We start from the raw sequence: 22925 nt of genomic DNA, 5'->3' as shown, positions 1-22925 counted from the left end.
ACAAGGTCGCGCTTATGGGGGGTGTAAACACAACCCCTCTATCGGCGCGGCCCACGGGTAATCTGGACGAATGGACGCTCCGCCCGCGAGCCGCACCGGTGATCACGCCGTTAACCGCGCCGACAACCGCTGGGAGATCCGCGGCTTCCTCACCAGCCGGCGTGCCAGGCTCTCCCCGGAGCGGGTCGGACTTCCCACCAGCCGGCGCCGACGGGTTCCCGGTCTCCGGCGCGAGGAGGTCGCGGCCCTCGCGGGCGTGAGCACCGAGTGGTACACACGCCTGGAGAAGGGCCACATCAGCGGGGTCTCCGAGGACGTGCTGGAAGCGGTCGCCCAGGCGTTGCTCCTCGACGAGGACGAGCGCACCTACCTGCTCGACCTGTCCCGAGCGGCTCGCCCCGCCCGCCGCAGGCCGCACCGCCGCAGGGACGCCGAGGTCCCGCCTTCGGTCCAGTGGATGGTGGACGCCATGACCATGGCTCCCGCCTTCGTACGCGACGGCCGCTTGGACATCGTCGCGAGCAACGCCCTGTGCAGGGCGCTGTACTCCCCGATGTTCGACAGCGACACCACCGCCGATCGGGGGTGCGCCAACTTCCCCCGCTACTTCTTCCTCGATCCGGGCTCCGCCGACTTCTTCGCCGACTGGGAGGAAGGCGCGCGGGCCACGGTCGCGGTGCTGCGCGCCGAAGCCGGCCGCGACCCCCACGACCGGGCCCTGCGCGAGCTCGTCGGCGAGCTTTCCGCGCTCAGTCCCGACTTCCGCGACATGTGGGGCAGTCACGACGTCCGGATCCGCCACGAAGGCGTCAAGGAGCTGGACCATCCCGAAGTCGGCCGGCTGGAGCTGACCTTCCGCTCCCTGAATCTGCCCCTGCCTCAGCGGGCCGCGCACGACCTGGTCGTCTACACGGCCGAGCCGGGGACCCCCTCCCAGGACCGCCTCGAACTCCTCGCCGGCTCGGCGGCACCGCGCTGCTACTCCGCCGCCTTGAGGTAGCGGTCGAGCTCGTCGAGGGTGAGCCGGTGCCTGCTCAGCGGCTCGGCGGCGTCCAGCGCCACCGCGTGCAGGCCGCTGAGGAACAGCTCCAGTTGCTGCCCGATCAGCAGCTCGTTCAGCTCCGAGCCGAGGACGGGTAGCGGGCGGGACAGCTTGATGACGCCGAGCATGATGTCGATCGGGGTGACGCCCCGGCGCAGCTGCCCCTCGTCCTGGGCGGTGCGGATGAGCTGCTCCATCCGCTCCAGCAGCTCGTTGCGCTTGGCCTTCAGCGCTCCCCCGTCGCCGCGCATGTCCTCTTCCAGGCTGCTTGCCAGCACCGGCATGAAGACGCCGATCCGGAGTTCCACCAGGCGGCGCAGGAGCTGCGTCAGCGCGCCCCAGGCGTCGGGGTGCTCTGCGGTGGCGCGCTCCATCTCCGCATCGACCAGCGCCATGTTGTCCAGGGCGACCTGCCGGACGAGCGCGTGGCGGTCGGGGAACCGCCGGTAGAGGGTGGCGATGCCGACTCCGGCGCGCCGGGCGATCTCCTCCAGCGGCGCGTGGATGCCCTGCTCAAGGAAGAGTTCGCGGGCCGCGGCGATGATCTGCTCGCGGTTGCGGCGGGCGTCGGCCCGCAGCCCTGCGGTGCTCTCGGTCAACCGGTACCCACTTTCCCGATGATGTGGAGGGATCCCCTTCGATTGTGCTAGCTTATCCACAGCGACAAACGGAGGTTTTCCCTTCACTTATTTCGGAGAGTCTGATGTCCCAGACCACGCCTCCTGACAGCCCGGCCTTCCCGCTCAAGCGGACGTGCCCGTTCGCCCCGCCGCCGGCCTACGACCGCCTGCGCGCCGAGGAACCCGTCTCCCGGGTGCGCCTGCCCGACGGCGGCGCCGCCTGGCTGGTGACCCGGTACGACGATGTCCGGACCGTGCTGAGCAGCCCGGCGTTCAGCGCCGACGGCACCCGCCCCGGCTTCCCCAAGCTCATCCCCGGGCAGGCGCAGATCCTCAAGCGCCCGCCGTTCATCCGCATGGACCCGCCGCAGCACAGCTTCTACCGGCGCATGCTCATCCAGGAGTTCACGCTCAAGCGCGTCAAGGCGATGCGCCCCGGCATCCAGGCCGCCGTGGACCGGCTGCTGGACGACCTGCTCGCCCAGTCCCCTCCGGCGGACCTCGTGGAGGCGTTCGCGCTCCCCGTGCCGTCGCTGGTGATCTGCCAACTGCTCGGTGTGCCCTACGCCGACCATGCGTTCTTCCAGAGCAGGAGCAGGATCGCCGTGTCCGGGTCGAGCACCGCCGAGCAGTTCGCGACCGCCCTGGGCGAGCTGCGCGCCTACATGGACGGGCTGATCACCCGCAAGCAGCAGGAGCCCGGCGACGACCTGCTGAGCAAGCTGGTCGCCGAGCAGTTGGAGCCCGCCGGCGAACTCGGGCGGGAGGAGCTGCTGATGATGTGCCTGATGCTGCTCAACGCGGGCCACGAGACCACCGCGAACATGATCGCGCTCGGCACCGCGGCTCTGCTGGAGCACCCCGACCAGCTCGCCGCGCTCCGGGAGGACCCCGAGCTGCTTCCGGACGCCGTCGAGGAGCTGCTGCGCTACCTCAGCATCGCCGACGTCGTCACCACCCGGATCGCGGCTGAGGACACCGCTCTCAGCGGCACGCCGATCCGCGCGGGCGCGGGGGTCATCGCCCTGCTGGCCGCGGCCGACTGGGACCCCGCGGTGTTCTCCGACCCCGAGCGGCTCGACCTGCGCCGCGGCAACCGGCACCACGTCGCCTTCGGCTACGGCGTGCACCAGTGCCTCGGGCAGAACCTCGCCCGGCTGGAGCTGGAGATCGCCTTCTCCGCCCTGTTCGCCCGCATCCCCACCCTGCGGCTCGCCGTGCCCGCCGACGAGCTGCCCTACAAGCACGGCGGCCTGCTGTACGGCGTCCACGAGCTGCCCGTCACCTGGTAGGCCGACCATGCGGATCACCGCCGACACCGACGTCTGCATCAGCGCCGGCATGTGCGCGCTCACCGCGCCGCAGGTCTTCGACCAGGGCGACGAGGACGGCCTGGTCCGGGTACTCCTCCCCGAACCCCCGGAGGAGCTGCGCGAGGCCGCGGCTCAGGCCGTCCGGCTGTGCCCCAGCGGGGCGCTCGGCATCAGGTAGGGCGGAGGCGCGCGTGCAGTGCCGCCCCCGGCCGTGTCGGGGGTGTCGCTGAGGCCACTCTCGACGTCGAGAGTGGCCTCAGCGACACCTTCGACAAGGTCATGGACCGGCCGGAGTACCACGCCGACCTCAAGCAGGAGTACGCCGCCCGCAGCGGCGTGTTCTGGAAGCTGGAGCGCGGCCAGTTCTTCGACGAGGTGGGCGACTCCGCGTGGGACGCCTTCAGGGCCGGGGACTGGGAGCGCGTGCTCGCGATCTTCGAGGGCGACCGGGAGCGGGTCAGCCGGGACGTGGCCGCCGAGGCGCAGCGCGGCGTCGAGCTGCGGCGCCTGCGCATCGTGGAGCACCCGCCCAGCGCCTACCTGCGCTGGGAGACGCACAGCCATCTCGTCTTCGCCGAGTGCGGGCGGCCCATTCGCGTGCTCGATGCCGAGCAGGTCGCCGACCTCGAAGGCGACGGCCCGCTGCCCGAGCTGCTGCTGGGCGGCGAGGTCATGTACCGGGTGCGCTACACCGCGGACATGACGCCGGACGGGGCCGTGCGCATCGACGACCGGGAGGCCGTGCAGGAGGCCGAGGCGCTGGTGGCCGACCTGTACGAGCGGTCGGAGCCGCTGGCGGACTACTTCCGCCGCGTGATCGCGCCACTGGGTCCGCCCGCCTACACCGGATGAGCCGCGGACACGCCGATGCGCGATCCCCGCCCGGTTCATTCCCGCCTGGCTCATCCGCGTTCGGGCGTGAGCGCCGGATCGCCGGTTCATTGTTATCGGCCGGAACGATGCGGGCTCGGCGATGCCCGAAAACCCGGCCGACGTTTTGTGCGGCCGAGTCGGGGGCATTTCCAACGTCCCTCCCTTCGCGACCGAGGAGACTCGATGAACCGCCCCTGGGAAGCCGACTCCCGTGCCGGCCTGCGGCGCCGGATCGGCAAGGCGCCTATCGCGCTCGGCGTCACCAAAGCCGGGCCGGAATGCCCCGACATCTGGGAACTCGACAACGGTGACATCGCCGTCATCGGTCGTGACGCGACCGAGGCCTACCGCGGCCGGCTTCCCGACGGTGTCAGCATCGGCGGAGACGAGCGGCTCGTGGTCATCCCGCGGATCACGCTCACCGCTGCCAAGCCGGAGATCCCCGATGCTTGAGCGGCTGCGCGAGCTGCCCGCCGTACCGCTGGAGCGCAAGGACTACCTCGCCCAGTACTGGAGTGCCTACCAAGAAGGCGGGGTGTTCTGGAAACTGGAGCGCGCGCAGCACTTCCAGGAGCCCGGTGACGCCAGTTGGGAGGCGTTCGCCGCCGGCGACTGGGAGCGCGCGCTGGAGCTGAACGAAGCCGACCGGGCCGATGCCGAGGCCATGGCGGCCAAGGATCGCGAAGTCGGCGTGCAGACCCGGCGCATCCGCGTGGTGGAGGACCCGGTCAGCCCCTATCTCCAGTGGGAGATGCAGTTTCTGCGCCTCCTCGCCGAGGCCGGTCAGGCGCTCCGCGTAGTCCCGCGAAGGCAGGTGGCACACCTGGAGCGCGAGCGCCCGCTGCCCGAGATCGTGATCCTCGGCGGCCGGGTGATGTTCCTGGTCCGCTATGACTCCTCGGGCCGCGCCGACGGCGCCTGGCGGATCGACGACCGTGGCGCGATCGGCGAGGCCGCCGACGAGCTGGCCGCGCTTTTCGAGGCCGGCGAGCCCTTGCCGGACTACTTCCAGCGCGAGATCGCGCCCCTGCCGCCGCCCGCCGTCCGCGCCTGAAGGGCCGGGAGTCCCGGTGACAGAGGGATCGAGATCCACGGCGGCGCGCCACGACCGCGCCGCCGTCCGTGTGTTCGTCCCCATCCTGCTCACGCTGCTGGCGGTTTTCGTCGCCGCATCGATCGGCCTCTCGCCGATCGCGCTGGGGGCCGTACGGGGTATCAGCGACGACTGGGAGGGCCTGAGCCTCATCGGGCAGACCTACGGCGCCGCGTCCGCGCTGCTGGCCGGTCTGGCTCTCCTCGGCGTGGTCGCGACGCTGGTGCTCCAGGCGCGCGAGACGCGGATCTCCCGCGAGCTCGCCCTGCGCGACTCCAACAGCGAGCTGCTGCGCATGGCCATGGAGAGCCCCGAGTACGCGCGATGCTGGGGCGCCAACCTCCCCATGACCGACCCGGCCGCGCAGCGCCAGAGCATGTACACCAACATGATCATCTCGCAGTGGGAGATGGCCTACGACTCGCGCGCGATCGGCGACGAGCATGTGCGGGCGCTCGCGGGCAACCTGTTCGCGGGCCGGGTCGGCTGGGAGTTCTGGGGCCGGGTACGTGCGGTGCGGCTGCGCACGGCGGATACCCGCAGGGCGCGCCGGTTCCATCGAATCCTCGACGAGGAGTTTCAGCGGGCGGCGGAGCCGCCGCCCGAGGACGGCGCGGGCGCCGGGACGGGCGGCGGCGGGCGGCGGGTCATGTGGGTGGCCTTGGGGGCCGGGTTGGTCGGGGTAGGCGGAGTCGCGGCTGCGGTGGCGGCGGCGCGGCACCGGTCTCGGGCGGCGACGGCGGCCCCGGTGGAGCGACGGGACGAGCGGGAGGGACCGGCTCGGCGCCGCTGAGCGGGGGCGACGGCCGGGCGGGCCGGGCGGGCCCGGCCGACCGGGCGGGGGCGGGCGCCTCGGCGCGGGTGGGGGTCGTTCCGGCCCACAGGGCGAGCAGCAGCGCGTCGGTGTCGCGGGCCTCGACGAGTCCGATACGGGTGATGGCCCAGTAGGACTGGGTCGCCTCGCCGAACCAGACGGCCGTGCCCGGGTAGCGCGCCTGGATCACGGCCGCATTGCGGTGTTCGGGTGCGAATTCGGCGGTGTGTCCGCGCCTGCGCGGCTGCCGGGCGGCGCGCCGGGTGCGGCAGGGCGGGTGCAGGCACGACCGGCATGCACCGCCCTCATAGGCATTTGTGGCCGGGGGAGCCGCTTTTGAAGTGCAAATATGCGCACTCGGGGCTTCCCGGGCATACTGAAGCGCCTGCTCGGAGGGCTCACGGAATTGGTAAGCACTTTCCTCCGAAGATCCTGCGGAAACGGCTACGGCAGGGGTCGGAGTAGCGCTAATCTTGGACACAGTTCAGCTCCTAAGGGCGCAAGCCGGGGGCGGGACACAGTGGCCCTGACAGGTGGGGGAGCCTTGTCTAGGCCATGTAGGGGGGATAGGCGCGGCGCCTGGGACCGGGGGGCTCAGGCGCCGCGCCATTTGCTTTCCGAGAGGTCGTAGGCCAGGTGGAACCACACGTGTCGGTGGGTCGCCAGGCCGTTGTCGCCCCACCTGGTGGACAGGGCGTCTACCAGCGCCAGCCCGCGGCCCCGTTCGGCGTCGGCCTCCAGGCCGGCGGGATCCGGCGACAGGTGAGCGCGAGCGCGGGCGTCCAGCGCGCGGGTCTCCGGCAGACCGCCGTCGCGGCAGGTGAAGGTCATCCCTTCGGCGCAGCGGTCCACCCGCAGGGTGTACCTGCCGCCGGGTTCGCCCGAGCGCGAGTGCCGGACGGCGTTGGCCGCGAGTTCGGTGCCCAGCAGGTCGAAGAGGTACCGGTAGTCGGGGTCCCGGCCCGCCACGCAGGCGCCGAGGAAGGCGTGGACCAGCGGGAAGAGGGCCGTGTCGCCCCAGAAGGTGAACGCCCGGCTGCGGAAGTTCGCGCGCGGGGCGGCCGGGTCGAAGTAGTGCTGCTTGTGCCAGGGCACGAGGAGTCCGAGCGGGACCGTTACGGACGGTAGCCGGACGAGGGCAGCGCAAGCGGGCATGGCGACTCCTGGTGTGCTGAGGCTGAAGCTGAGGCTGTGTGAAGGGGCGTGCTGCGGGTGGCCGTGTGGTGCCGGTACCGGTCCCGGTGCCCGTGGGTTGGTCCGTTTTTCGGACAGGGCGACGGGCGGTTAGTAGCTTGGGCGTTGGGCACTGCGGGTGATGGTGCAGTGACCGGTTACACACTCACAGTAGCTCGACATTGTCGAGTGTCAATAGAGAACTCGACAATGTCGAGAATTTGGCTAGGCTCTCCCCCATGCACCACTCCCACAGCCCCACTCTTCGCCTCCGTCGGCTTGCCACCGAGCTGAAGCAGGGCCGCGAGCAGGCCAAGCTGAACGTCACCCAGGCCGGACAGGCTTTGGGCTGGACGGCTTCCAAGATCAGCAAGATCGAGACAACAGAGACCAAGCGGATCAGCTCCGCTGATCTCGACAAGATGATGGATCTCTACAAGATCACCGATCCCGACAAGCGCAGGGCCATGCACGCGCTCGCGCGCGATGCCAAGGAGCGGGGATGGTGGTCGAAGTACCGGGAAGTCTTCGGCGATCAGGCCCTACCGGACTTCGAGGCCGAGGCGTCTGTGATCCGGTGCTTCGAGGGACTGGTGATACCCGGCCTGCTCCAGACTCCCGAGTACGCCGAAGCGCTCTTCCAGGGAGGCCGCTACACAGGCCCCGAGGACATCGAACGCCGCGTCCAAGCACGGATCGCTCGACGGGAAATCCTCACGAAGTTCGACCCGGTGCGCCTGCGGGTCGTCATGGACGAAGCGGCACTACGCCGCATGATCGGCGGGCCGCAAATCATGGCGGCTCAGTTGCGACATCTGCTGTACATGGCTGAGCTGCCGAACGTCGACATCCAGGTACTCCCGTTCGACGCCGGCTCTCATGCCGCCCTCGCTGCGCCCTTTAGCATCCTGGAATTCTCAGACCCGATCAATCCGCCGATCGTTCACGTCGACACCATCACAGACTCGGTCTTCTTCGAGCAGCCTGGGGACGTAGAGCGGTATAATGCGACATTCGGTGACATCCAAGGCGCTGCCATCAGCACCTCCCAAGCAGCGAGGTTCATCGATGACCTGGCCAAGACCTTAGAGAGCGCCTCATGAATCATGGTCTGATCTTCAGGAAGAGCAGCTACAGCGGACAGGCACCCAACTGCGTAGAGGTCGCCCACGTCCCTTCGACTTTCCGCAAGAGCACACACAGCGGCCAGCATCAAGACTGTGTGGAAGTCGCCGACCTCCCCGCTGGCGCGGCCCTGCGCGACTCGAAGCACCCGGAGGCCGGGCACCTCACCTTCCCGGCCGCCGAGTGGCACGCCTTCCTCACCGCAGCCCGCGCCGCCGAGCTGTAGCGCGGAGACTCATCCGACACCTCCAAGCGCGCGGCGAACACTGCGCGCACCTGCCGCTACTCCCCCTTCACGACTCCTCTCCCCGATCCGCCTTCCAGAGCGGTTGTTCGGCGTGTCCGGTGTTTCCCGGTGCGCACCGGACGGTATCCCCAGGAGAGCGGATGTACGCCTGACCTCCCGGGCGGCCGGTGGGCGGCCCGAGGGAACGGGGCGGGCGTCGTCCGGACCGTCGGCGGGGGGCCGGCGGATGTCGGCGAAGGGAGCAGCATGGGCGCGACCGAAGGGGGATCGGACGGCGACATCGAAGCCCGGATCCAGGTGATCGCCGGGCTGTCGCTGGGCGCGTTCGCCGCGGTTTCCCTCCTCACGGCCGTCGCCCGAGCCGAGACCGGCCTGGGCGTGGCGGGGGCGGTCGGCGCCGCGCTCGCGGTCGCGTTCGTCGCGGTGGCCGCGTTCCGCCTGCGCAAGATGCACCGGGGCACGGGCGACAGCGGCGAGGGATAGGCCGTCTCCAAGAACGACGGGGGCGCCGCTTGCCAGGAACCCCCCGGATACCACCTGGGGCGGCCACCATCGAGGTTGCGGCAATGGGCGCGGTTCGCGTAGCGCGGCCCGCCCGTCAGCCCGCCACCACCCCAACGGAGACGCTGCGCGTCACGTGTTTCCTTGCCGCCGAGCGCACGCGGTTCTTCCCAGGTGGAGCCGCACCACCGGTGGCGGGCCCCGGCGCAAAGGTGCGCCGTGCGCTCGGCGGCAAGCCGGCGCGCAGCGCTTCGCGCATCACAGCCCCATTGCCGCAACCTCCTGGGGTGACCGACTTCTTAAACAGGACGTAGGCCGTGTCTAAGAACGACGGGGGCGCCGCTTGCCAGGAACCCCCCGGATACCACCTGTGGCGGCCACCATCAAGGTTGCGGCAATGGGCGCGCCTCGCGTAGCGCGGCCCGCCCGTCAGCCCACCACCACCCCAACGGAGACGCTGCGCGTCACGTGTTTCCTTGCCGCCGAGCGCACGCGATTCTTCCCAGGTGGAGCCGCACCACCGGTGGCGGACCTCCGGCGCGAAAGTGCACCGCCGCTCAGCGGCAAGCTGGCGCGCAGCGCTTCGCGCATCACAGCCCCATTGCCGCAACCTCCTGTGGTGACCGACTACTTAAACAGGACGTAGGCCGTGTCTAAGAACGACGGGGGCGCCGCTTTCCAGGAACCCCCCGGGCACCACCTGGGGCGGCCACCATCGAGGTTGCGGCAATGGGCGCGCCTCGCGTAGCGCGGTCGCAGCTTGCCGCCGAGCGCACGCGGTTCTTCCCAGGTGGAGCCGCACCACCGGTGGCGGGCCTCCGAAACACAGGTGCACCGCCGCTCAGCGGCAAGCCGGCGCAGAACAAGTACGTGGCGCGCAGCGCCTCCGTTAGGGGCGGCGGCGGGTGACGGGTGGGATTCGCGCAACCCAGCCCCATTGCCGCAACCTCCTGTGGTGACCGGCCGCATAAACAGGACGTAACCGCGCTGACGGCGGCGGGCGTTGGCACCGGCCGCGCCCGCGGCGACGACCGCGAAGGGACCGCCACCCGCCCGCGGCCGCTCACCTGCGACCGCTCCCCCGCGGCCCACACGCCCTCGGATGACCGGAGGCGGACCGAGGCGCTCCCGCATGGACCCGCTCGCCGGGAACCGGAACGGCTGTGACGTTTGGTGCCTGTGGTAGCTTACGTCCGTTATTCACTATTTATTGAGTCTTAACGTTTTACACATTTTTTATTCAGTAATCTCAGGCGCCATCGAGCCCGCCCGCGCCCTCAGCGTGTCCCTCGCACCGCACGCGGTCGGGCTGGACTGCGTTCTTCGAGGTACAGGCGTTGCAGGCAGGAAGGCGGAGGCTGATGAGCGACCTGCGATCAGGCATCAAGCGCAGGGCGCGGCTGCTGGGTGAAGCGCTCCGCCCGCCGCGGTCCATCGCTGCGAAGGGCGGTGCGGCCGCGCCGGCATCTGCCGGCTCGTCCGCGCAGGCGCCCAAGGCACCCAAGGCGTCGAAGGCGAAGAAGGCCCGGCCGCCCAAGCACACCGTGCACTACGAGTACGGCGTGCCGATCGTGGCCCGCCACGTGCCCTCGCCGGTGTTCGTGATCAGTCCCGTGCGTTCCGGTTCGACGCTGCTGCGGATGCTCCTCAACAGCCACTCGCGCATCCGCGCGCCCCACGAGCTGCACCTGCGCACGATCGAGGTGCAGCTGGCCGAGGACTTCTCCGCCAAGTCCATGGGCGAGCTGGGCCTGGACCGGCTGGAGATCGAGCATGTGCTGTGGGACCGGATCCTGCACCTGGAGCTGGAGCGCAGCGGCAAGGACGTCATCGTCGACAAGACGCCGGGCAACGTGTGGGCGTGGGAGCGGCTGAGCCACGCCTGGCCGCACGCGAAGTTCATCTTCCTGCTCCGCCACCCCGAGGGCATCGTCTCGTCGCTGGCCAACCGCAAGAACAACACCGCGACGCGGGACCAGCTCGAAGCCAACGTGCTGAAGTACCTGGAGCCGCTGGAGAAGGGCCGCAACGCCCTGGAGGGCCACACCGTCCGCTACGAGGACCTCACCGCCCACCCCGAGGAGACGCTGCGCAAGCTCTGCGTCTACCTGGACGTGGACTGGGAGCCGGGCATGCTCGACTACGGCGAGCACGACCACGGCGAGTTCGTTCCCAATCTGGGCGACCGCAGCGCCAACATCCGGTCCGGCCGTATCCAGGCCGCGCGCGAGATCGAGAACGCCGACAAGCTCTCCCCGGAACTGGCGAAGTACGCGAAGCTCTGGGGCTACAGCTGAGCGCGCGCTGAGCGCCCGCCTTCCGACCGCCGCGGCTCCGAGCGGGGCCGTGATCCCTCGGCCGCGATCTACCCGCACCCGTCTTGTATCGGCCCGTCCGCCGCCGGGCAGTAGGCCCCCGGGGACATGTCGGCGAAAGGCGGGGGCATGGCCGAATCCGGGCGCGGATCCCACCTGGTCCTGCGGGTGGGGCCCGAAGAACTGGTGATCCGCCGCCGCTACGAGGCGGCGAGCATCGCCAACGACATCCTGATCGCCCTGTGGTTCATCGTCGGCAGCGTCATGTTCTTCTCCCCCTCCTGGGAGACGTGGGGCACCTGGTGCTTCCTGATCGGCAGCGCCGAGCTGCTCGTGCGGCCGATCATCCGCCTGGCGCGGCTGGTCCACGTGCGCGGGGTGCGGTCGCGGACGGGAGCCGGCCCGGGCGCGGCCCCGCACGAGTCGTCACAGGACTTCTGACGCCGCCGCACCGAGCGGGCGCTCCGGTGGGGAGCGCTCAGGCGGAGAGCTCGCCGAAGACCTGCGTGAAGGCGATCGGGTTGGCGTACTCGTCGACGTGCACCAGCCGGCCCTGCGACCAGTCCAGGCACAGCACGTAGACGTTGGCGTAGGGCCGCCCGTCGGCGGCGGTGAAGTCGCCGTCGGCCTGGACGAACGAGGTCTGGCCGTCGGCGGTCACGCTGATCCGCACGTCCCTGAAGCGGATCCGATCCATGTTGCGGATTACGCCCTCCAGATAGCCCAGCACCTCCCGCTTGCCCGAGAAGTGCCCGGCGGGCTCCTGCGCGCCGGTGAACGACAGCGCGATGGTGAGTCCGGCCTGCTCGTCCAGGGCCTCCGCCAGTTGGGGCAGGTCCTTGTGCTCCAGCGCCGCGAGGAACGCGCGGGTGCGCTCCTCGGCGGCGCGGGCGGCCCCCGTGGAGGCGGCGGGCGCTTTGGCGGTCGGGTCGTCCGTCATGCGGATCTCCTTTTTGATACTGAGTATCGGTTGATGCTTGGTATCATAAGAGTCTGCGTATCGCCTGTCTACAATGAATCCATGGACGGCGGCTCGACTCCCGGTGAAGGCTCTCTGCGCGAGCGCAAGCGGCGGCGGGCGCGGGAGGCGATCGTGGAGGCGGCCTACGAGCTCTTCGCCGAGCGCGGCTTCGAGGGCGTCACGGTGGCCGACATCGCCGAGCGCGCGGAGGTGGGCCGGGCGACCTTCTTCCGCTACTTCGGCGACAAGCAGGAGGTCGTCTTCGGCGGCGACGAAGGCTTGGACGCCGCGCTGGCCGACGAGGCGCGGCTGCTCCCCGCCGCCGCCCCGATCGGCGACTCGCTGCCCGATGCACTGGCCTACCTGCGCCAGACCGCGGCCCTGCTCGTGGCTCGCCTCACCGAGAACCCCGCCGCCTACCGGCAGCACGAGCGGATCGTCGCCGAGAACCCCGACCTGCTCGCGCGCAGCCTGCTGAAGCAGCGCCGCTACGTGGCGGCCATGTCCGGCCTGCTCGCCGAGAAGGGCGCCGACGAGCACACCGCCCGCCTGGCCGCCGAGACGGCGCTCGCCTGTTACTACGCGGGCCGCGCGGCCGCCGGCGACGATCCCGGCCGCTTGGCGGAGGCGGTGGACGCGGCCTTTGCCCGACTGGCGTGAGGGCGGCTGTTCCGGGGTTCGCGGCGCCCGCGTGCGGCGCCGCGAGCGGCTTCGCCGACACCCGCAAGGGGAAAACGCGGAAGGACGGTTTACACACGGGTTAGATCTGGTTACCGTAATTGGGAGCGCTCCCAAGAGTGACGAAGATCATGAAAACTGAAGACCGCCCTTCGCCGAGGTGAGACGCCTCGGCATCCAGGACCCCTGGGAGCGCTCCCAGCCGATCACAGCCCCCAACCCCCACCCGAGACACCATCCCCCATCCCCATCGCGTTCCGTCTCCGGCATCCCCCATCCCGGTAACGGCGCCCGTCGCAGGCGCACCCGTACCCGATCCGCCCCCGACCGCCCCGGCCGGCCCGAAACCCCGGCCATCGCGGCTACGCAGCGTCGCCGCACCACCACCATGCCCACCGCCAGGTTCACCCGCCCTTCACGGGCGCATCCCCCACGTCCCCGCCGCACCGGCGGGGGTTGAAAAGAAACTGGAGGTACTCCACCACCATGGGTTCCCGGCTCTTGACCCGATGGCCGCTGGGGCGGCTCTTAGCGGGCGGACTCGCGGCAGGGCTGGTAACGGCCCTGGCGCCGGCCACAGCCGCGCTCGCGGCGACGGAGTGTTCCGTCGACTACCAGATCACCAACGACTGGGGCAGCGGGTTCACCGCCAACGTCACCGTCAACAACGAGGGCGACCCCGTCAGCAACTGGACCCTCGGCTGGACGTTCCCCGACGGCCAGCAGGTCACCAACGGCTGGAGCGGCGAGTTCAGCCAGAGCGGCGACGAGGTCACCGTCACCCATCCCGGCTGGAACCCCGACCTCGACAGCGGCGAGTCCGCCACGGTCGGCTTCCAGGGCACCACCAGCGGCGGCAACGCAGTGCCGGAGGAGTTCACCCTCAACGGCACCGTCTGCGGCGGCGACGGGGGCGGCACCGAGAACGCGCCGCCCGAGGTCAGCCTCACCTCCCCCCAGGACGGCGCGACGTTCCTGGCCGGCGAGGACATCGAGCTCGCGGCCGACGCCTCCGACAGCGACGGCTCCGTCGCGCAGGTGGTCTTCGAGGCCGACGGCACCGAGATCGCCACCGACGACACCGCGCCCTACACCGCCACCTGGTCGGGCGCCGAAACCGGCCCCTACTCGGTGACCGCCACCGCGGTCGACGACGCAGGCGCCGAGACCACCTCCAGCCCGATCGCGGTCGAGGTCATCGACGAACCGCAGATCGTGGCCACCCCCGCCAGCCTCAGCGTCCGCCAGGGCGACCAGGCGACCTTCGACGTCTCCCTCTCCAACGCGCCCTCCTCGGCCGTGGACGTCAGCGTCGCGCGCACCGACGGCAGCCAGGACCTGAGCGTCTCCTCCGGCGGCGCACTGACCTTCACCGCCGACAACTGGGACACCGCCCAGGAGGTCACCGTCTCCTCCGCCGACAACGGCGGCTCGCTGGCCTCGGCGGTCTTCACCGTCTCGGGCCAGGGATACGGCTCGACCACGGTCGAGGTCACCGAGATCGACGCCTCCACGTCCGACTACGAGGCGGCGTTCCTGGAGCAGTACGAGAAGATCAAGGACCCCGCCAGCGGCTACTTCCGCGAGTTCGACGGCGGTCTGGTCCCCTACCACTCGGTGGAGACCCTGATCGTGGAGGCGCCCGACCACGGGCACGCCACCACCTCCGAGGCGTTCAGCTACTACCTGTGGCTGGAGGCCTCCTACGGGCGCGTCACCGGTGAGTGGCAGCCCTTCAACGAGGCCTGGGCCTCGCTGGAGGAGTACATCATCCCCGAGACCGAGGACCAGCCCACCAACGGCTCCTACGACCCGTCGTCGCCGGCGACCTACATCCCCGAGCACGACACGCCGCAGGGCTACCCCTCCGCGCTGGACGACAGCGTGGCGGTGGGCGAGGACCCGCTGGCCCAGGAGCTGAGCAGCACCTACGGGACCGACGAGATCTACGGCATGCACTGGCTGCTGGACGTCGACAACACCTACGGGTTCGGCTTCTGCGGCGACGGCACCGACGACGCGCCCGCCTTCATCAACACCTTCCAGCGCGGGTCGCAGGAGTCGGTGTGGGAGACCGTGCCGCACCCCTCGTGCGAGACGTTCGAGCACGGCGGTGAGAACGGGTACCTCGACCTGTTCACCGACGACGACTCCTACTCCCAGCAGTGGCGCTACACCAACGCCCCCGACGCCGACGCGCGCGCGGTGCAGGTGGCCTACTGGGCCAACAAGTGGGCCGAGGAGCAGGGCAACGCCGACGCCATCTCCGGCGTGGTCGACGACGCCGCCAAGATGGGCGACTACCTGCGCTACGCCATGTACGACAAGTACTTCAAGGAGATCGGGGACTGCGTCGGCCCGCAGGAGTGCGCGGCCGGCCAGGGCAAGAACAGCGCCCACTACCTGATGTCCTGGTACTACGCGTGGGGCGGCGCGATGGAGTCCGCGGAGTACCCGTGGGCCTGGCGCATCGGCGGCAGCTCCGCCCACCAGGGCTACCAGAACCCGATGGCGGCCTACGCGCTGTCGCAGAGCGAGGAGCTCCAGCCCGAGTCGCCCACGGGCGCCGAGGACTGGGCGACCAGCATGGAGCGCCAACTGGAGTTCATGCAGTGGCTGCAGTCCTCCGAGGGCGGTCTGGCCGGCGGCGCCACCAACAGCTGGGCGGGCAGCTACGAGCAGCCCCCGTCCGACGTGCAGGCGTCGCAGTTCTACGGCATGTACTACGACTGGCAGCCGGTCTGGCACGACCCGCCGTCCAACAACTGGTTCGGCTTCCAGGTGTGGAGCATGGAGCGCGTCGCCCAGCTCTACTATGAGACCGGCAACGAGCGCGCGGGGCAGATCCTGGACAAGTGGGTGCCCTGGGCCATCGAGAACACCCAGCTCAACGGCGGCGGGGACTTCGCGGTCCCGGCCGACATGGAGTGGTCCGGCCAGCCCGACACCTGGGACGGCAGCTACACCGGCAACCCGGATCTGCACGTCGACGTCGTCTCGCACGGCCAGGACGTGGGTGTGGCGGCCTCGCTCGCCAAGACGCTGCTGTACTACGCGGCGGCCTCGGGCGACTCCGACGCCCTCACCACCGGCGAGGGGCTGCTGGACGCCCTGATGGCCAACGAGGACGACATCGGCATCGCCGTCGAGGAGAGCCGGGGCGACTACGACCGCTTCGACGACGAGGTCTACGTCCCCGAGGGCTGGTCCGGGACCATGCCCAACGGCGACACCGTCGAGCCGGGCTCGACCTTCCTGTCCATCCGCTCCTTCTACCGGGACGACCCGCAGTTCTCCAAGGTCGAGGACTACCTCGCCAACCCTGACGGGGACGCTCCCACCTTCACCTATCACCGGTTCTGGGCACAGGCGGAGATCGCGACGGCCTTCGCCACCCACGACAACCTGTTCGGCTAGCGCCGGCACGCGGGTGCCGCGGTCCACGCGGCCGCGGCACCCGCCCCCGGCACCGCGACCCCCTTCCTTCCCATCCCCTCCCCATCCGCACCGGGCAGCAGGAGGCACGACCGATGCGTACACCCCGCTGGGCCGCGGCCGCACTCGCCGCGCTACTCGGCATCTCCCTCGCAGGGCCGGCCACGGCCCCACCGGCCGCGGCGGCGCCGTCGGAGCCCGCCGGCACCGGCCAGGGCTACTGGAGCGCCGAAGGCGACCAGCTCGTCGACGCCGACGGCGACCCGGTCCGCATGACCGGCATCAACTGGTTCGGGTCCGAGACCGACACCTTCGCGCCGCACGGGCTGTGGGAGCGCAATCTGGACTCGATGGTCGAGCAGATGGCGGGCCTGGGCTTCAACACCATCCGGCTGCCGTACTCCAACGAAGCGCTGGATGCGGGCTCGGTCCCCAACGGCATCGACTTCTCGGTCAATCCCGAGCTCGAAGGGCTCTCCGGGGTGGAGATCCTCGACGAGGTGATCGCGTCGGCGGGCGAGCACGGCATGCGGGTCCTGCTGGACCGCCACCGCCCTTCGGCGTCGAGCCAGTCGGCGCTGTGGTACACCGACGCCCACCCGCAGAGCGAGTGGATCGCCGACTGGAAGATGCTCGCCGAGCGCTACGCCGGCAACCCCACGGTCATCGGCGCCGACCTGCACAACGAGCCGCACTCCACCTCCGACGGCACCGGCGCCTGCTGGGGGTGCGGCGACCCGGCCCGCGACTGGCGGCTGGCGGCCGAGGAAGCCGGAAACGCCATCCTGGAGGTCAACCCCGACTGGCTGATCGTGGTCGAAGGCGTCGACTGCGTCGCCGGCACCGGTGCTCCCGAGTGCGGCTGGTGGGGCGGCAACCTCTCCGGAGCCGCCGAGTACCCGGTGCGGCTGAGCAACCCCGACAAGCTGGTCTACTCCGCGCACGAGTACGCCACCTCGGTGGCGATGCAGGACTGGTTCGAGGACCCGGACTTCCCCGCGAACATGCCCGCGCTGTGGGACCACTTCTGGGGCTACCTGGAGAACGAGGACCGCGCGCCGGTGCTGCTGGGCGAGTTCGGCACCACGCTGCAGGACAGCCGCGACCAGGTGTGGCTGCAGGACCTGATGTCCTACCTCGGCCAGGGCACGTCCGGCATCGACTTCACCTACTGGTCGTGGAACCCCAACTCCGGTGACACCGGCGGCATCCTGCAGAACGACTGGCGCACCGTGGACCAGGACAAGTACAGCTACGTCGAGCCCTACCTGAGCCCGACCAGCCCCGGTGACGGCGACGGCACCGGCGGGGGCGACGGCGACGGCGACGGCGACGGTGGAGGCGGCGACACCGACCCGCCCGCCGGCACCGCCTGCACCGTCGACTACAGCGTCGCCAACTCCTGGGACGGCGGGTTCACCGCCGACGTCGTACTGACCAACAGCGGCGACGAGGCGATCACGGACTGGACCCTCACCTGGACCGCGCCCGACGGGGTGCAGGTCACCAGCGGCTGGGGAGCCGACGTTTCGCAGAGCGGCGACACCGTCACCGCCGCCGCACCCGATTGGGCCTCCACGCTGGACGCCGGCGCCTCGGCGTCGATCGGCTTCCAAGCCACCGGGCCCGCATCGCCCCAACCCGAAGATTTCCGGACCGGCGGGACCTCGTGTTCCGGGTCGTAACGGCGGCGGAGCATTGAACGCCGGTCCGGAAAGGCCGCCGGAGGTCCGACTTCCGACGGCCGCCGTGCCGGGACCCCCGCAAGGGGCCCGGCACACCACCCTCCCCATCCCCATACGGCTCACCGCTCCGGAACCGTCCGGTCGGCGGGTCACGAACAAGGAGGATCAATGAGAGCACAGCCCCGACGCGGGCGCACCCGGCGGTGGCCGGGCCGGGCCGTGGCGAGCGTGTCAGCGCTCGCCATCGGCGCGGCCGGACTCGCCGCGGCGTCCCCAGCACATGCGGCGGAGGGCTGCGAGGTCGAGTACACGGTGGTCAACGAGTGGAGCACCGGCTTCACCGCCAACGTGGCCGTCACGAACCTCGGCGACCCCATCGACGGCTGGGAGCTGGAGTGGGACTTCCCCGGCGACCAGCAGGTCGGCAACGGCTGGAACGGCTCCTACAGCCAGTCCGGGCAGCACGTCACGGTGACCGACGCCGGCTACAACGCGACGCTGGGGACCTCCTCCAGCGTGCAGATCGGCTTCAACGGCACCTACAGCGGCAGCAACGAGGCTCCGGCGGAGTTCACCCTCAACGGGGTGGTCTGCGACGGCTCCACCGGCGGCGGTGACGACGGCGGCGGTGACGACGGCGGCGGTGACGACGGCGGCGGTGACGACGGCGGCGGTGACGACGGCGGGGGTGACGACGGCAGCAACGACGGCGGCGGCGATGACGGCAGCAACGACGGCGGCAGCGACGGCCGCGTCGACAACCCGTTCGTGGGTGCCGACCTGTACGTGAACCCGGTGTGGTCGGAGAAGGCAGCCGGCGAGCCCGGCGGCGACGCCGTCGCCGACGAGTCCACGGCCCTGTGGCTGGACCGGATCGGCGCGATCGCGGGCAACGACAGCCCGACCACCGGCGACATGGGCCTGCGTGACCACCTCGACGAGGCCCTCGCCCAGGCCGGCGACCGGCCGATGACGATCCAGGTCGTCATCTACAACCTGCCCGGCCGCGACTGCGCGGCGCTGGCCTCCCACGGCGAGCTGGGCCAGGAGGAGATCGGCCGCTACAAGACCGAGTACATCGACGTCATCGCCGGGATCATGGATGACGAGAAGTACTCGGACCTGCGGATCGTCACCATCATCGAGCCGGACTCGCTGCCGAACCTGGTCACCAACGTCGGCAGCCGCGAGACGGCCACCGAGAACTGCAACACCATGAAGGAGAACGGCAACTACGTCGAGGGCGTGGCCTACGCGCTGAGCGAGCTGGGCGACATCCCCAACGTCTACAACTACATGGACGCCGGCCACCACGGCTGGCTGGGCTGGGACACCAACCTGGGCCCGTCCGTCCAGGTCTTCCACGAGGCGGCCACCTCCCACGGCGCCACCGTCGACGACCTGCACGGCTTCGCCGTCAACACCGCCAACTACTCGGCGCTGGTGGAGCCGCACTTCGATGTCAACGACACCGTCGGCGGCCAGCAGGTGCGCCAGTCCAACTGGGTCGACTGGAACCAGTACATCGACGAGCAGTCGTTCGCCCAGGCGCTGCGCCAGGAGGCCGTCTCCGCCGGGTTCAACTCCGACATCGGCATGCTCATCGACACCTCCCGCAACGGCTGGGGCGGCTCCGAGCGGCCCGACGGCCCGAGCTCCTCGACCGACCTGAACACCTTCGTCGACGAAAGCCGCGTCGACCGGCGCATCCACCCCGGCAACTGGTGCAACCAGGACGGCGCGGGCCTGGGCGAGCGCCCGCAGGCGGCTCCCGCCTCCGGGATCGACGCCTACACCTGGATCAAGCCGCCCGGCGAGTCCGACGGCAACAGCGAGCCCATCGACAACGACGAGGGCAAGGGCTTCGACCGGATGTGCGACCCCACCTACGAGGGCAACGTGCGCAACGGCAACAGCCCCAGCGGCGCGATGGCCAACGCTCCGGTCTCGGGCCACTGGTTCCCCGAGCAGTTCCAGATGCTGGTCGAGAACGCCTACCCCCCGCTGTAACGAGAGGATGATGCACAACTAGAAACCGCGAAACGCTCGCTGTTCGCACAGCAAGCCGTGCCCCCGGGTCGGTGCCACCCCGGGGGCACGGTGTTTTCGCGGGTGGGTCAAACAGCCCACCGCAGCCACGGGGGGTGAGTTGCGGCAATGGGCGCGCCTCGCGAAGCGCGGGCGCAGCTTGCCGCCGAGCGCACGCGCAACTTGTCAGGTGGAGCCGCACCACCCGTGGCGGGACTCCACCGCAAAGGAGCACCGTGCGCTCGGCGGCATTGAATCGAGCACGCGACGCGCAGCGTCTCATCCGGGTGGCGGTGGGCTGACGGGTGGGCGCACAGCGCTTCGCGCATCACAGCCCCATTGCCGCAACCGCCTGTGGTGACCGACTCCCTAAAACAGGACGCAGGGGCGGTGGCGGGCCACGGGGCAGACAAGCACGCGGCGCGCAGCGCCACCGTTGGATTGCGATAACGACGGCGGGGACACCGCTTCCCAGGAACCCACCGAGTACCCCCTGGGACGGCCACCACCGAGGCTGCGGCAATGGGTGCGCCACGCGAAGCGCGAGCACAGCTTGCCGCCGAGCGCACGCGCAACTTGTCAGGTGGAGCCGCACCACCCGTGGCGGGACTCCACCGCAAAGGAGCACCGTGCGCTCGGCGGCATTGAATCGAGCACGCGACGCGCAGCGTCTCATCCGGGTGGCGGTGGGCTGACGGGTGGGCGCACAGCGCTTCGCGCATCACAGCCCCATTGCCGCAACCGCTGTGGTGACCGACTACTTAAACGGGACGTGGGCGAACCGCACCCGTTGCCGCGCCCGTGCTGCCGCTCCCCGCGGGGAGCGGCAGCACGGGCGCCTCAGCGGCTCGGCGCCTCAGCCGCGCTGCGACCAGGCCGGGGGCAGGCCGTCCTCGGCGTAGGGCCGCCGGTCGGGGTCCATGGGCGCACCGTGGCGCTGCTGGTAGACGATGTCCTCGGGGTCGGGCCCGATTCCGCCGTGCGCGGGCGCGTGCTGGGGAGGGGCCTGCTGCGGGGGCGGCTGCTGCGGCGGCGCCTGCTGGGCGTGCCGCGAGCGGTGCGCCCCCTCGGGCTCGCCCGCGCCGGAGCCGCCGCGGTTCGCGGCGGCCTCCGCGGTGATCTCGCTGAGCCGGGCGATCTCCGTGGAGAACGCGTCGCTGGCCGCCTGCATCTGTATCTGCACCGCCCGGCAGAACGTCTGGATCCAGGCGACCCGGCGCTCCATCTCCTCCAGGTCGGCGTCGTAGGAGGTGCCGGCGTTGGCGCGGTAGCCGCGCGCGGCCTCCTCGGCGGCGGCGCCCGCCTGGTCCCGGGCCTCGACCAGGATGTCCTCGGCCTGCTGGCGGGCCTGGTCGGTGAGCTGGCGGCAGTACTCCTGGGCCTGTGCGACGTAGGCGTCGGCCTGCTGCTGCGCCGCCGAGAGGAGGTTGACCGCGTCGGCCGGCGGGCCCTCGAAGGCGGCGGCGGAGTTGTTCTGCTCGCGGTAGCGCCTGCGGAGCCGGTCGATCTCGGCGCGCAGGCTCGCCTTCTCGGCGTCGCTGGCGGCGATGTCCTCGGCGACGCGGCCGATGAACCGCCGCACCTCCTCCTCGTTGTACCCGCGCCGCCCGATCGGGGTCCGCGAGAACTCCTGGGCACGGACGCGTTCTGGACTGAGCCGTTGCTGGGACCGGTTCATCGGACCCCCGTCCTCGCGTGCGGTCACGGATTTCCTCCGCTCGTGCTGCTGCTGTCGAAGTCCTCGTACCGGATGCGTTCGTCGGCGATCCCCGCCGCAGCGAGGCGCCGGAGGCTTCCGGTGACCATTTCAGGGGAACCGCACACGTAGACGTCCTCCTGGGACCAGGACCCGTAGCGCAGCGCGACGTCGACGGCGTCGCCCGCCTCGACCCCCGGTCGCGCCGGCTCGCGGGACACACACGGCACCACCCGCAGCCACGGGCATTCCCGGGTCATCTCGTGTAGCGCAGGGTAGTCGTAGTGGTCGCGGGCGTAGGGCGCGCCGACGAAGAGATGGGCCCGGCGTTCGGTGCCCTCGGCGCGCATCTGCTCCAGCATGGCCTTGAAGGGGGCCAGGCCCGTGCCTCCGGCGAGCATGAGCACGTCGCGGCGCTCGCCGAGGGTCAGCCGGTTGCCCACCGGCGCCCCGAGCCGCAGGGTGTCGCCCGGCTGCACGCCCTGGACCAGCGCGGTGCTGAGCGGGCCGCCGCCGACCAGGCGGACGTGGAAGTCGATGGTCCCGTTGCGGCGCGGGGCGTTGGCGGGTGTGAAGTAGCGCCAGACGTTGGGCCGCAGGCGCGATTCCACGGCCACGCTCTGGCCGGGCGTGAAGTCGAGTTCGTACTCCGGCTGCACGCACAGGACGGCGACGTCGGCGGTGCGGCGCTCGTGCCGGATGACGCGCGCCTCCCACCAGGGGGGCGTGGTGGTGGCGGCCTCGTCGGCCGCCTCCTGCATCACCTTGGCGACGAGCCCGTAGGCCTCGCTCCAGTCCTCGGCGAGTTCGGGCTTCCACTCCGGGCCGAGGAAGTGCGCCAGAGTGTGCAGCAGCGCCTGGCCCACGGCCGGGTAGTGCTCGGCGACCACGGCGAACTTGCGGTGGTCGCGCCCGAGCTGCTGCAGGAAGGGCACGAGCTCGTCGACCCTGTCGACGTCGGAGACGATCCGCCCGAGCGCGCCGACCAGCCTGTCGCGCTGGCCGGCCATGCTGACCGGGAAGAGCTTCCGAGTCTCGGGATGTGTCAGGAACAGTGTGGAGTAGAAGAAAAGCGGCACCTCATCGCCGTAGGCCGCGACCTTCTTCCAACTGTCCTTCAGCCGCGTGACGTCCACGTATCAGATCCTTACGGAGTGCACCCGGCGGTCGGCGCGTCCCGCCCGGGACGGACCGGACAAGCCGGGGCATATGGCAGTAGTGGTCAGCACACCGCGCCGACCGGCACCGCGGGCCGCGCGGCGCGCGGGTCCGCGGGCGCGGAACGCGCGGTGCTCGGCCGTGGTGCGCCGGAACCTCCCCGAGTCG

General features: G+C 70.7%; 21 protein-coding genes. 16 read left to right on the top strand and 5 right to left on the bottom strand.

What is annotated here, in order from left to right:
• The first annotated feature begins 70 nt into the window (after positions 1 to 70).
• The gene (locus FZ103_RS09430) at positions 71 to 1000 is read left to right on the top strand and encodes a helix-turn-helix transcriptional regulator (protein ID WP_156000286.1); all 930 of its coding nucleotides are present in this window, start codon (positions 71 to 73) and stop codon (positions 998 to 1000) included.
• Here FZ103_RS09430 and FZ103_RS09425 read toward each other — a convergent pair.
• Positions 979 to 1641, bottom strand: coding sequence for a TetR/AcrR family transcriptional regulator (locus FZ103_RS09425; protein ID WP_156000284.1), 663 nt, complete (start codon positions 1639 to 1641; stop codon positions 979 to 981). The two genes, FZ103_RS09430 and FZ103_RS09425, sit on opposite strands and share 22 nt — an antisense overlap.
• 104 nt (positions 1642 to 1745) lie before the next feature.
• Here FZ103_RS09425 and FZ103_RS09420 point away from each other — a divergent pair, with 104 nt between their 5' ends.
• From FZ103_RS09420 to FZ103_RS09395, 6 genes are all read left to right on the top strand, one after another.
• Complete coding sequence (locus tag FZ103_RS09420; protein WP_156000283.1) at positions 1746 to 2954, top strand: cytochrome P450; 1209 nt, start codon at positions 1746 to 1748, stop codon at positions 2952 to 2954.
• Positions 2955 to 2961: 7 nt separating this feature from the next.
• Entirely contained in the window at positions 2962 to 3153 is a 192-nt protein-coding gene (locus FZ103_RS09415; protein WP_156000282.1) for a ferredoxin, read from the top strand.
• 101 nt (positions 3154 to 3254) lie between these two features.
• Positions 3255 to 3827 carry a DUF6879 family protein gene (locus tag FZ103_RS09410; protein ID WP_156000281.1) on the top strand — a complete coding sequence of 191 codons (573 nt, stop codon included), beginning with the start codon at positions 3255 to 3257 and terminating at the stop codon, positions 3825 to 3827.
• A 204-nt stretch (positions 3828 to 4031) separates the two neighbouring features.
• On the top strand, positions 4032 to 4301 hold the full coding sequence (locus FZ103_RS09405; protein WP_156000280.1) for a hypothetical protein: 270 nt from the start codon (positions 4032 to 4034) through the stop codon (positions 4299 to 4301).
• On the top strand, positions 4294 to 4902 hold the full coding sequence (locus FZ103_RS09400) for a DUF6879 family protein (RefSeq protein WP_156000279.1): 609 nt from the start codon (positions 4294 to 4296) through the stop codon (positions 4900 to 4902). The genes FZ103_RS09405 and FZ103_RS09400 overlap by 8 nt, the downstream gene beginning before the upstream one ends.
• Before the next feature lie 16 nt (positions 4903 to 4918).
• Positions 4919 to 5734 carry a DUF6082 family protein gene (locus FZ103_RS09395; RefSeq protein WP_156000278.1) on the top strand — a complete coding sequence of 272 codons (816 nt, stop codon included), beginning with the start codon at positions 4919 to 4921 and terminating at the stop codon, positions 5732 to 5734.
• A gap of 615 nt (positions 5735 to 6349) precedes the next feature.
• On the opposite strand, the gene FZ103_RS09390 is transcribed toward FZ103_RS09395, so the two are convergent.
• On the bottom strand, positions 6350 to 6850 hold the full coding sequence (locus tag FZ103_RS09390) for an ATP-binding protein (protein ID WP_343233452.1): 501 nt from the start codon (positions 6848 to 6850) through the stop codon (positions 6350 to 6352).
• Between the two features lie 317 nt (positions 6851 to 7167).
• Here FZ103_RS09390 and FZ103_RS09385 point away from each other — a divergent pair, with 317 nt between their 5' ends.
• The 5 genes from FZ103_RS09385 to FZ103_RS09365 all read left to right on the top strand — a co-directional run bounded on the left by FZ103_RS09385 (position 7168) and on the right by FZ103_RS09365 (position 11557).
• Positions 7168 to 8031 carry a helix-turn-helix transcriptional regulator gene (locus tag FZ103_RS09385; protein ID WP_156000276.1) on the top strand — a complete coding sequence of 288 codons (864 nt, stop codon included), beginning with the start codon at positions 7168 to 7170 and terminating at the stop codon, positions 8029 to 8031.
• Positions 8028 to 8279: a DUF397 domain-containing protein gene (locus FZ103_RS09380; RefSeq protein WP_156000275.1), complete on the top strand. Its 252-nt coding sequence runs from the start codon at positions 8028 to 8030 to the stop codon at positions 8277 to 8279. The genes FZ103_RS09385 and FZ103_RS09380 overlap by 4 nt, the downstream gene beginning before the upstream one ends.
• A 267-nt stretch (positions 8280 to 8546) precedes the next feature.
• Positions 8547 to 8783 carry a hypothetical protein gene (locus FZ103_RS09375; RefSeq protein ID WP_156000274.1) on the top strand — a complete coding sequence of 79 codons (237 nt, stop codon included), beginning with the start codon at positions 8547 to 8549 and terminating at the stop codon, positions 8781 to 8783.
• A gap of 1379 nt (positions 8784 to 10162) precedes the next feature.
• Complete coding sequence (locus FZ103_RS09370; RefSeq protein WP_156000273.1) at positions 10163 to 11098, top strand: sulfotransferase; 936 nt, start codon at positions 10163 to 10165, stop codon at positions 11096 to 11098.
• 147 nt (positions 11099 to 11245) lie between these two features.
• Positions 11246 to 11557, top strand: a complete 312-nt coding sequence (locus FZ103_RS09365) for a YrhK family protein (protein WP_156000272.1) — start codon at positions 11246 to 11248, stop codon at positions 11555 to 11557.
• Between the two features lie 37 nt (positions 11558 to 11594).
• Here FZ103_RS09365 and FZ103_RS09360 read toward each other — a convergent pair whose 3' ends face one another.
• On the bottom strand, positions 11595 to 12056 hold the full coding sequence (locus tag FZ103_RS09360) for a nuclear transport factor 2 family protein (RefSeq protein WP_156000271.1): 462 nt from the start codon (positions 12054 to 12056) through the stop codon (positions 11595 to 11597).
• A gap of 81 nt (positions 12057 to 12137) precedes the next feature.
• Here FZ103_RS09360 and FZ103_RS09355 point away from each other — a divergent pair, with 81 nt between their 5' ends.
• From FZ103_RS09355 to FZ103_RS09340, 4 genes are all read left to right on the top strand, one after another.
• Positions 12138 to 12737, top strand: a complete 600-nt coding sequence (locus FZ103_RS09355; protein WP_156000270.1) for a TetR family transcriptional regulator — start codon at positions 12138 to 12140, stop codon at positions 12735 to 12737.
• A 519-nt stretch (positions 12738 to 13256) separates the two neighbouring features.
• Positions 13257 to 16172, top strand: coding sequence for a glycoside hydrolase family 48 protein (locus FZ103_RS09350; protein WP_255429862.1), 2916 nt, complete (start codon positions 13257 to 13259; stop codon positions 16170 to 16172).
• 113 nt (positions 16173 to 16285) lie between these two features.
• Complete coding sequence (locus FZ103_RS09345) at positions 16286 to 17875, top strand: cellulase family glycosylhydrolase (RefSeq protein ID WP_156000268.1); 1590 nt, start codon at positions 16286 to 16288, stop codon at positions 17873 to 17875.
• A 168-nt stretch (positions 17876 to 18043) separates the two neighbouring features.
• Positions 18044 to 19885 carry a glycoside hydrolase family 6 protein gene (locus tag FZ103_RS09340; protein ID WP_156000267.1) on the top strand — a complete coding sequence of 614 codons (1842 nt, stop codon included), beginning with the start codon at positions 18044 to 18046 and terminating at the stop codon, positions 19883 to 19885.
• 874 nt (positions 19886 to 20759) lie between these two features.
• Here the strand turns inward: FZ103_RS09340 and FZ103_RS09335 are convergent.
• Both FZ103_RS09335 and FZ103_RS09330 read right to left on the bottom strand, forming a co-directional pair.
• On the bottom strand, positions 20760 to 21608 hold the full coding sequence (locus FZ103_RS09335; RefSeq protein WP_156000266.1) for a DivIVA domain-containing protein: 849 nt from the start codon (positions 21606 to 21608) through the stop codon (positions 20760 to 20762).
• Entirely contained in the window at positions 21605 to 22735 is a 1131-nt protein-coding gene (locus FZ103_RS09330; protein WP_186356064.1) for a globin domain-containing protein, read from the bottom strand. Before FZ103_RS09330 ends, FZ103_RS09335 begins: the two co-directional genes overlap by 4 nt.
• Positions 22736 to 22925 lie beyond the last annotated feature (190 nt).

This window comes from Streptomonospora sp. PA3, from assembly GCF_009728995.1.
Lineage (GTDB): Bacteria > Actinomycetota > Actinomycetes > Streptosporangiales > Streptosporangiaceae > Streptomonospora.
The sequence above is the reverse complement of the archived record's forward strand: the minus strand, read 5'-3'. Positions and strand labels throughout refer to the sequence as shown.

What these genes read in the sequence shown, in the direction of transcription:
- FZ103_RS09430 (WP_156000286.1), top strand. Translation starts at nt 71, where the DNA reads ATGGACGCTCCGCCCGCGAGCCGCACCGGTGATCACGCCGTTAACCGC.
- FZ103_RS09420 (WP_156000283.1), top strand. Translation starts at nt 1,746, where the DNA reads ATGTCCCAGACCACGCCTCCTGACAGCCCGGCCTTCCCGCTCAAGCGG.
- FZ103_RS09415 (WP_156000282.1), top strand. Translation starts at nt 2,962, where the DNA reads ATGCGGATCACCGCCGACACCGACGTCTGCATCAGCGCCGGCATGTGC.
- FZ103_RS09410 (WP_156000281.1), top strand. Translation starts at nt 3,255, where the DNA reads ATGGACCGGCCGGAGTACCACGCCGACCTCAAGCAGGAGTACGCCGCC.
- FZ103_RS09405 (WP_156000280.1), top strand. Translation starts at nt 4,032, where the DNA reads ATGAACCGCCCCTGGGAAGCCGACTCCCGTGCCGGCCTGCGGCGCCGG.
- FZ103_RS09400 (WP_156000279.1), top strand. Translation starts at nt 4,294, where the DNA reads ATGCTTGAGCGGCTGCGCGAGCTGCCCGCCGTACCGCTGGAGCGCAAG.
- FZ103_RS09385 (WP_156000276.1), top strand. Translation starts at nt 7,168, where the DNA reads ATGCACCACTCCCACAGCCCCACTCTTCGCCTCCGTCGGCTTGCCACC.
- FZ103_RS09380 (WP_156000275.1), top strand. Translation starts at nt 8,028, where the DNA reads ATGAATCATGGTCTGATCTTCAGGAAGAGCAGCTACAGCGGACAGGCA.
- FZ103_RS09375 (WP_156000274.1), top strand. Translation starts at nt 8,547, where the DNA reads ATGGGCGCGACCGAAGGGGGATCGGACGGCGACATCGAAGCCCGGATC.
- FZ103_RS09370 (WP_156000273.1), top strand. Translation starts at nt 10,163, where the DNA reads ATGAGCGACCTGCGATCAGGCATCAAGCGCAGGGCGCGGCTGCTGGGT.
- FZ103_RS09365 (WP_156000272.1), top strand. Translation starts at nt 11,246, where the DNA reads ATGGCCGAATCCGGGCGCGGATCCCACCTGGTCCTGCGGGTGGGGCCC.
- FZ103_RS09360 (WP_156000271.1), bottom strand. Translation starts at nt 12,056, where the DNA reads ATGACGGACGACCCGACCGCCAAAGCGCCCGCCGCCTCCACGGGGGCC.
- FZ103_RS09355 (WP_156000270.1), top strand. Translation starts at nt 12,138, where the DNA reads ATGGACGGCGGCTCGACTCCCGGTGAAGGCTCTCTGCGCGAGCGCAAG.
- FZ103_RS09345 (WP_156000268.1), top strand. Translation starts at nt 16,286, where the DNA reads ATGCGTACACCCCGCTGGGCCGCGGCCGCACTCGCCGCGCTACTCGGC.
- FZ103_RS09340 (WP_156000267.1), top strand. Translation starts at nt 18,044, where the DNA reads ATGAGAGCACAGCCCCGACGCGGGCGCACCCGGCGGTGGCCGGGCCGG.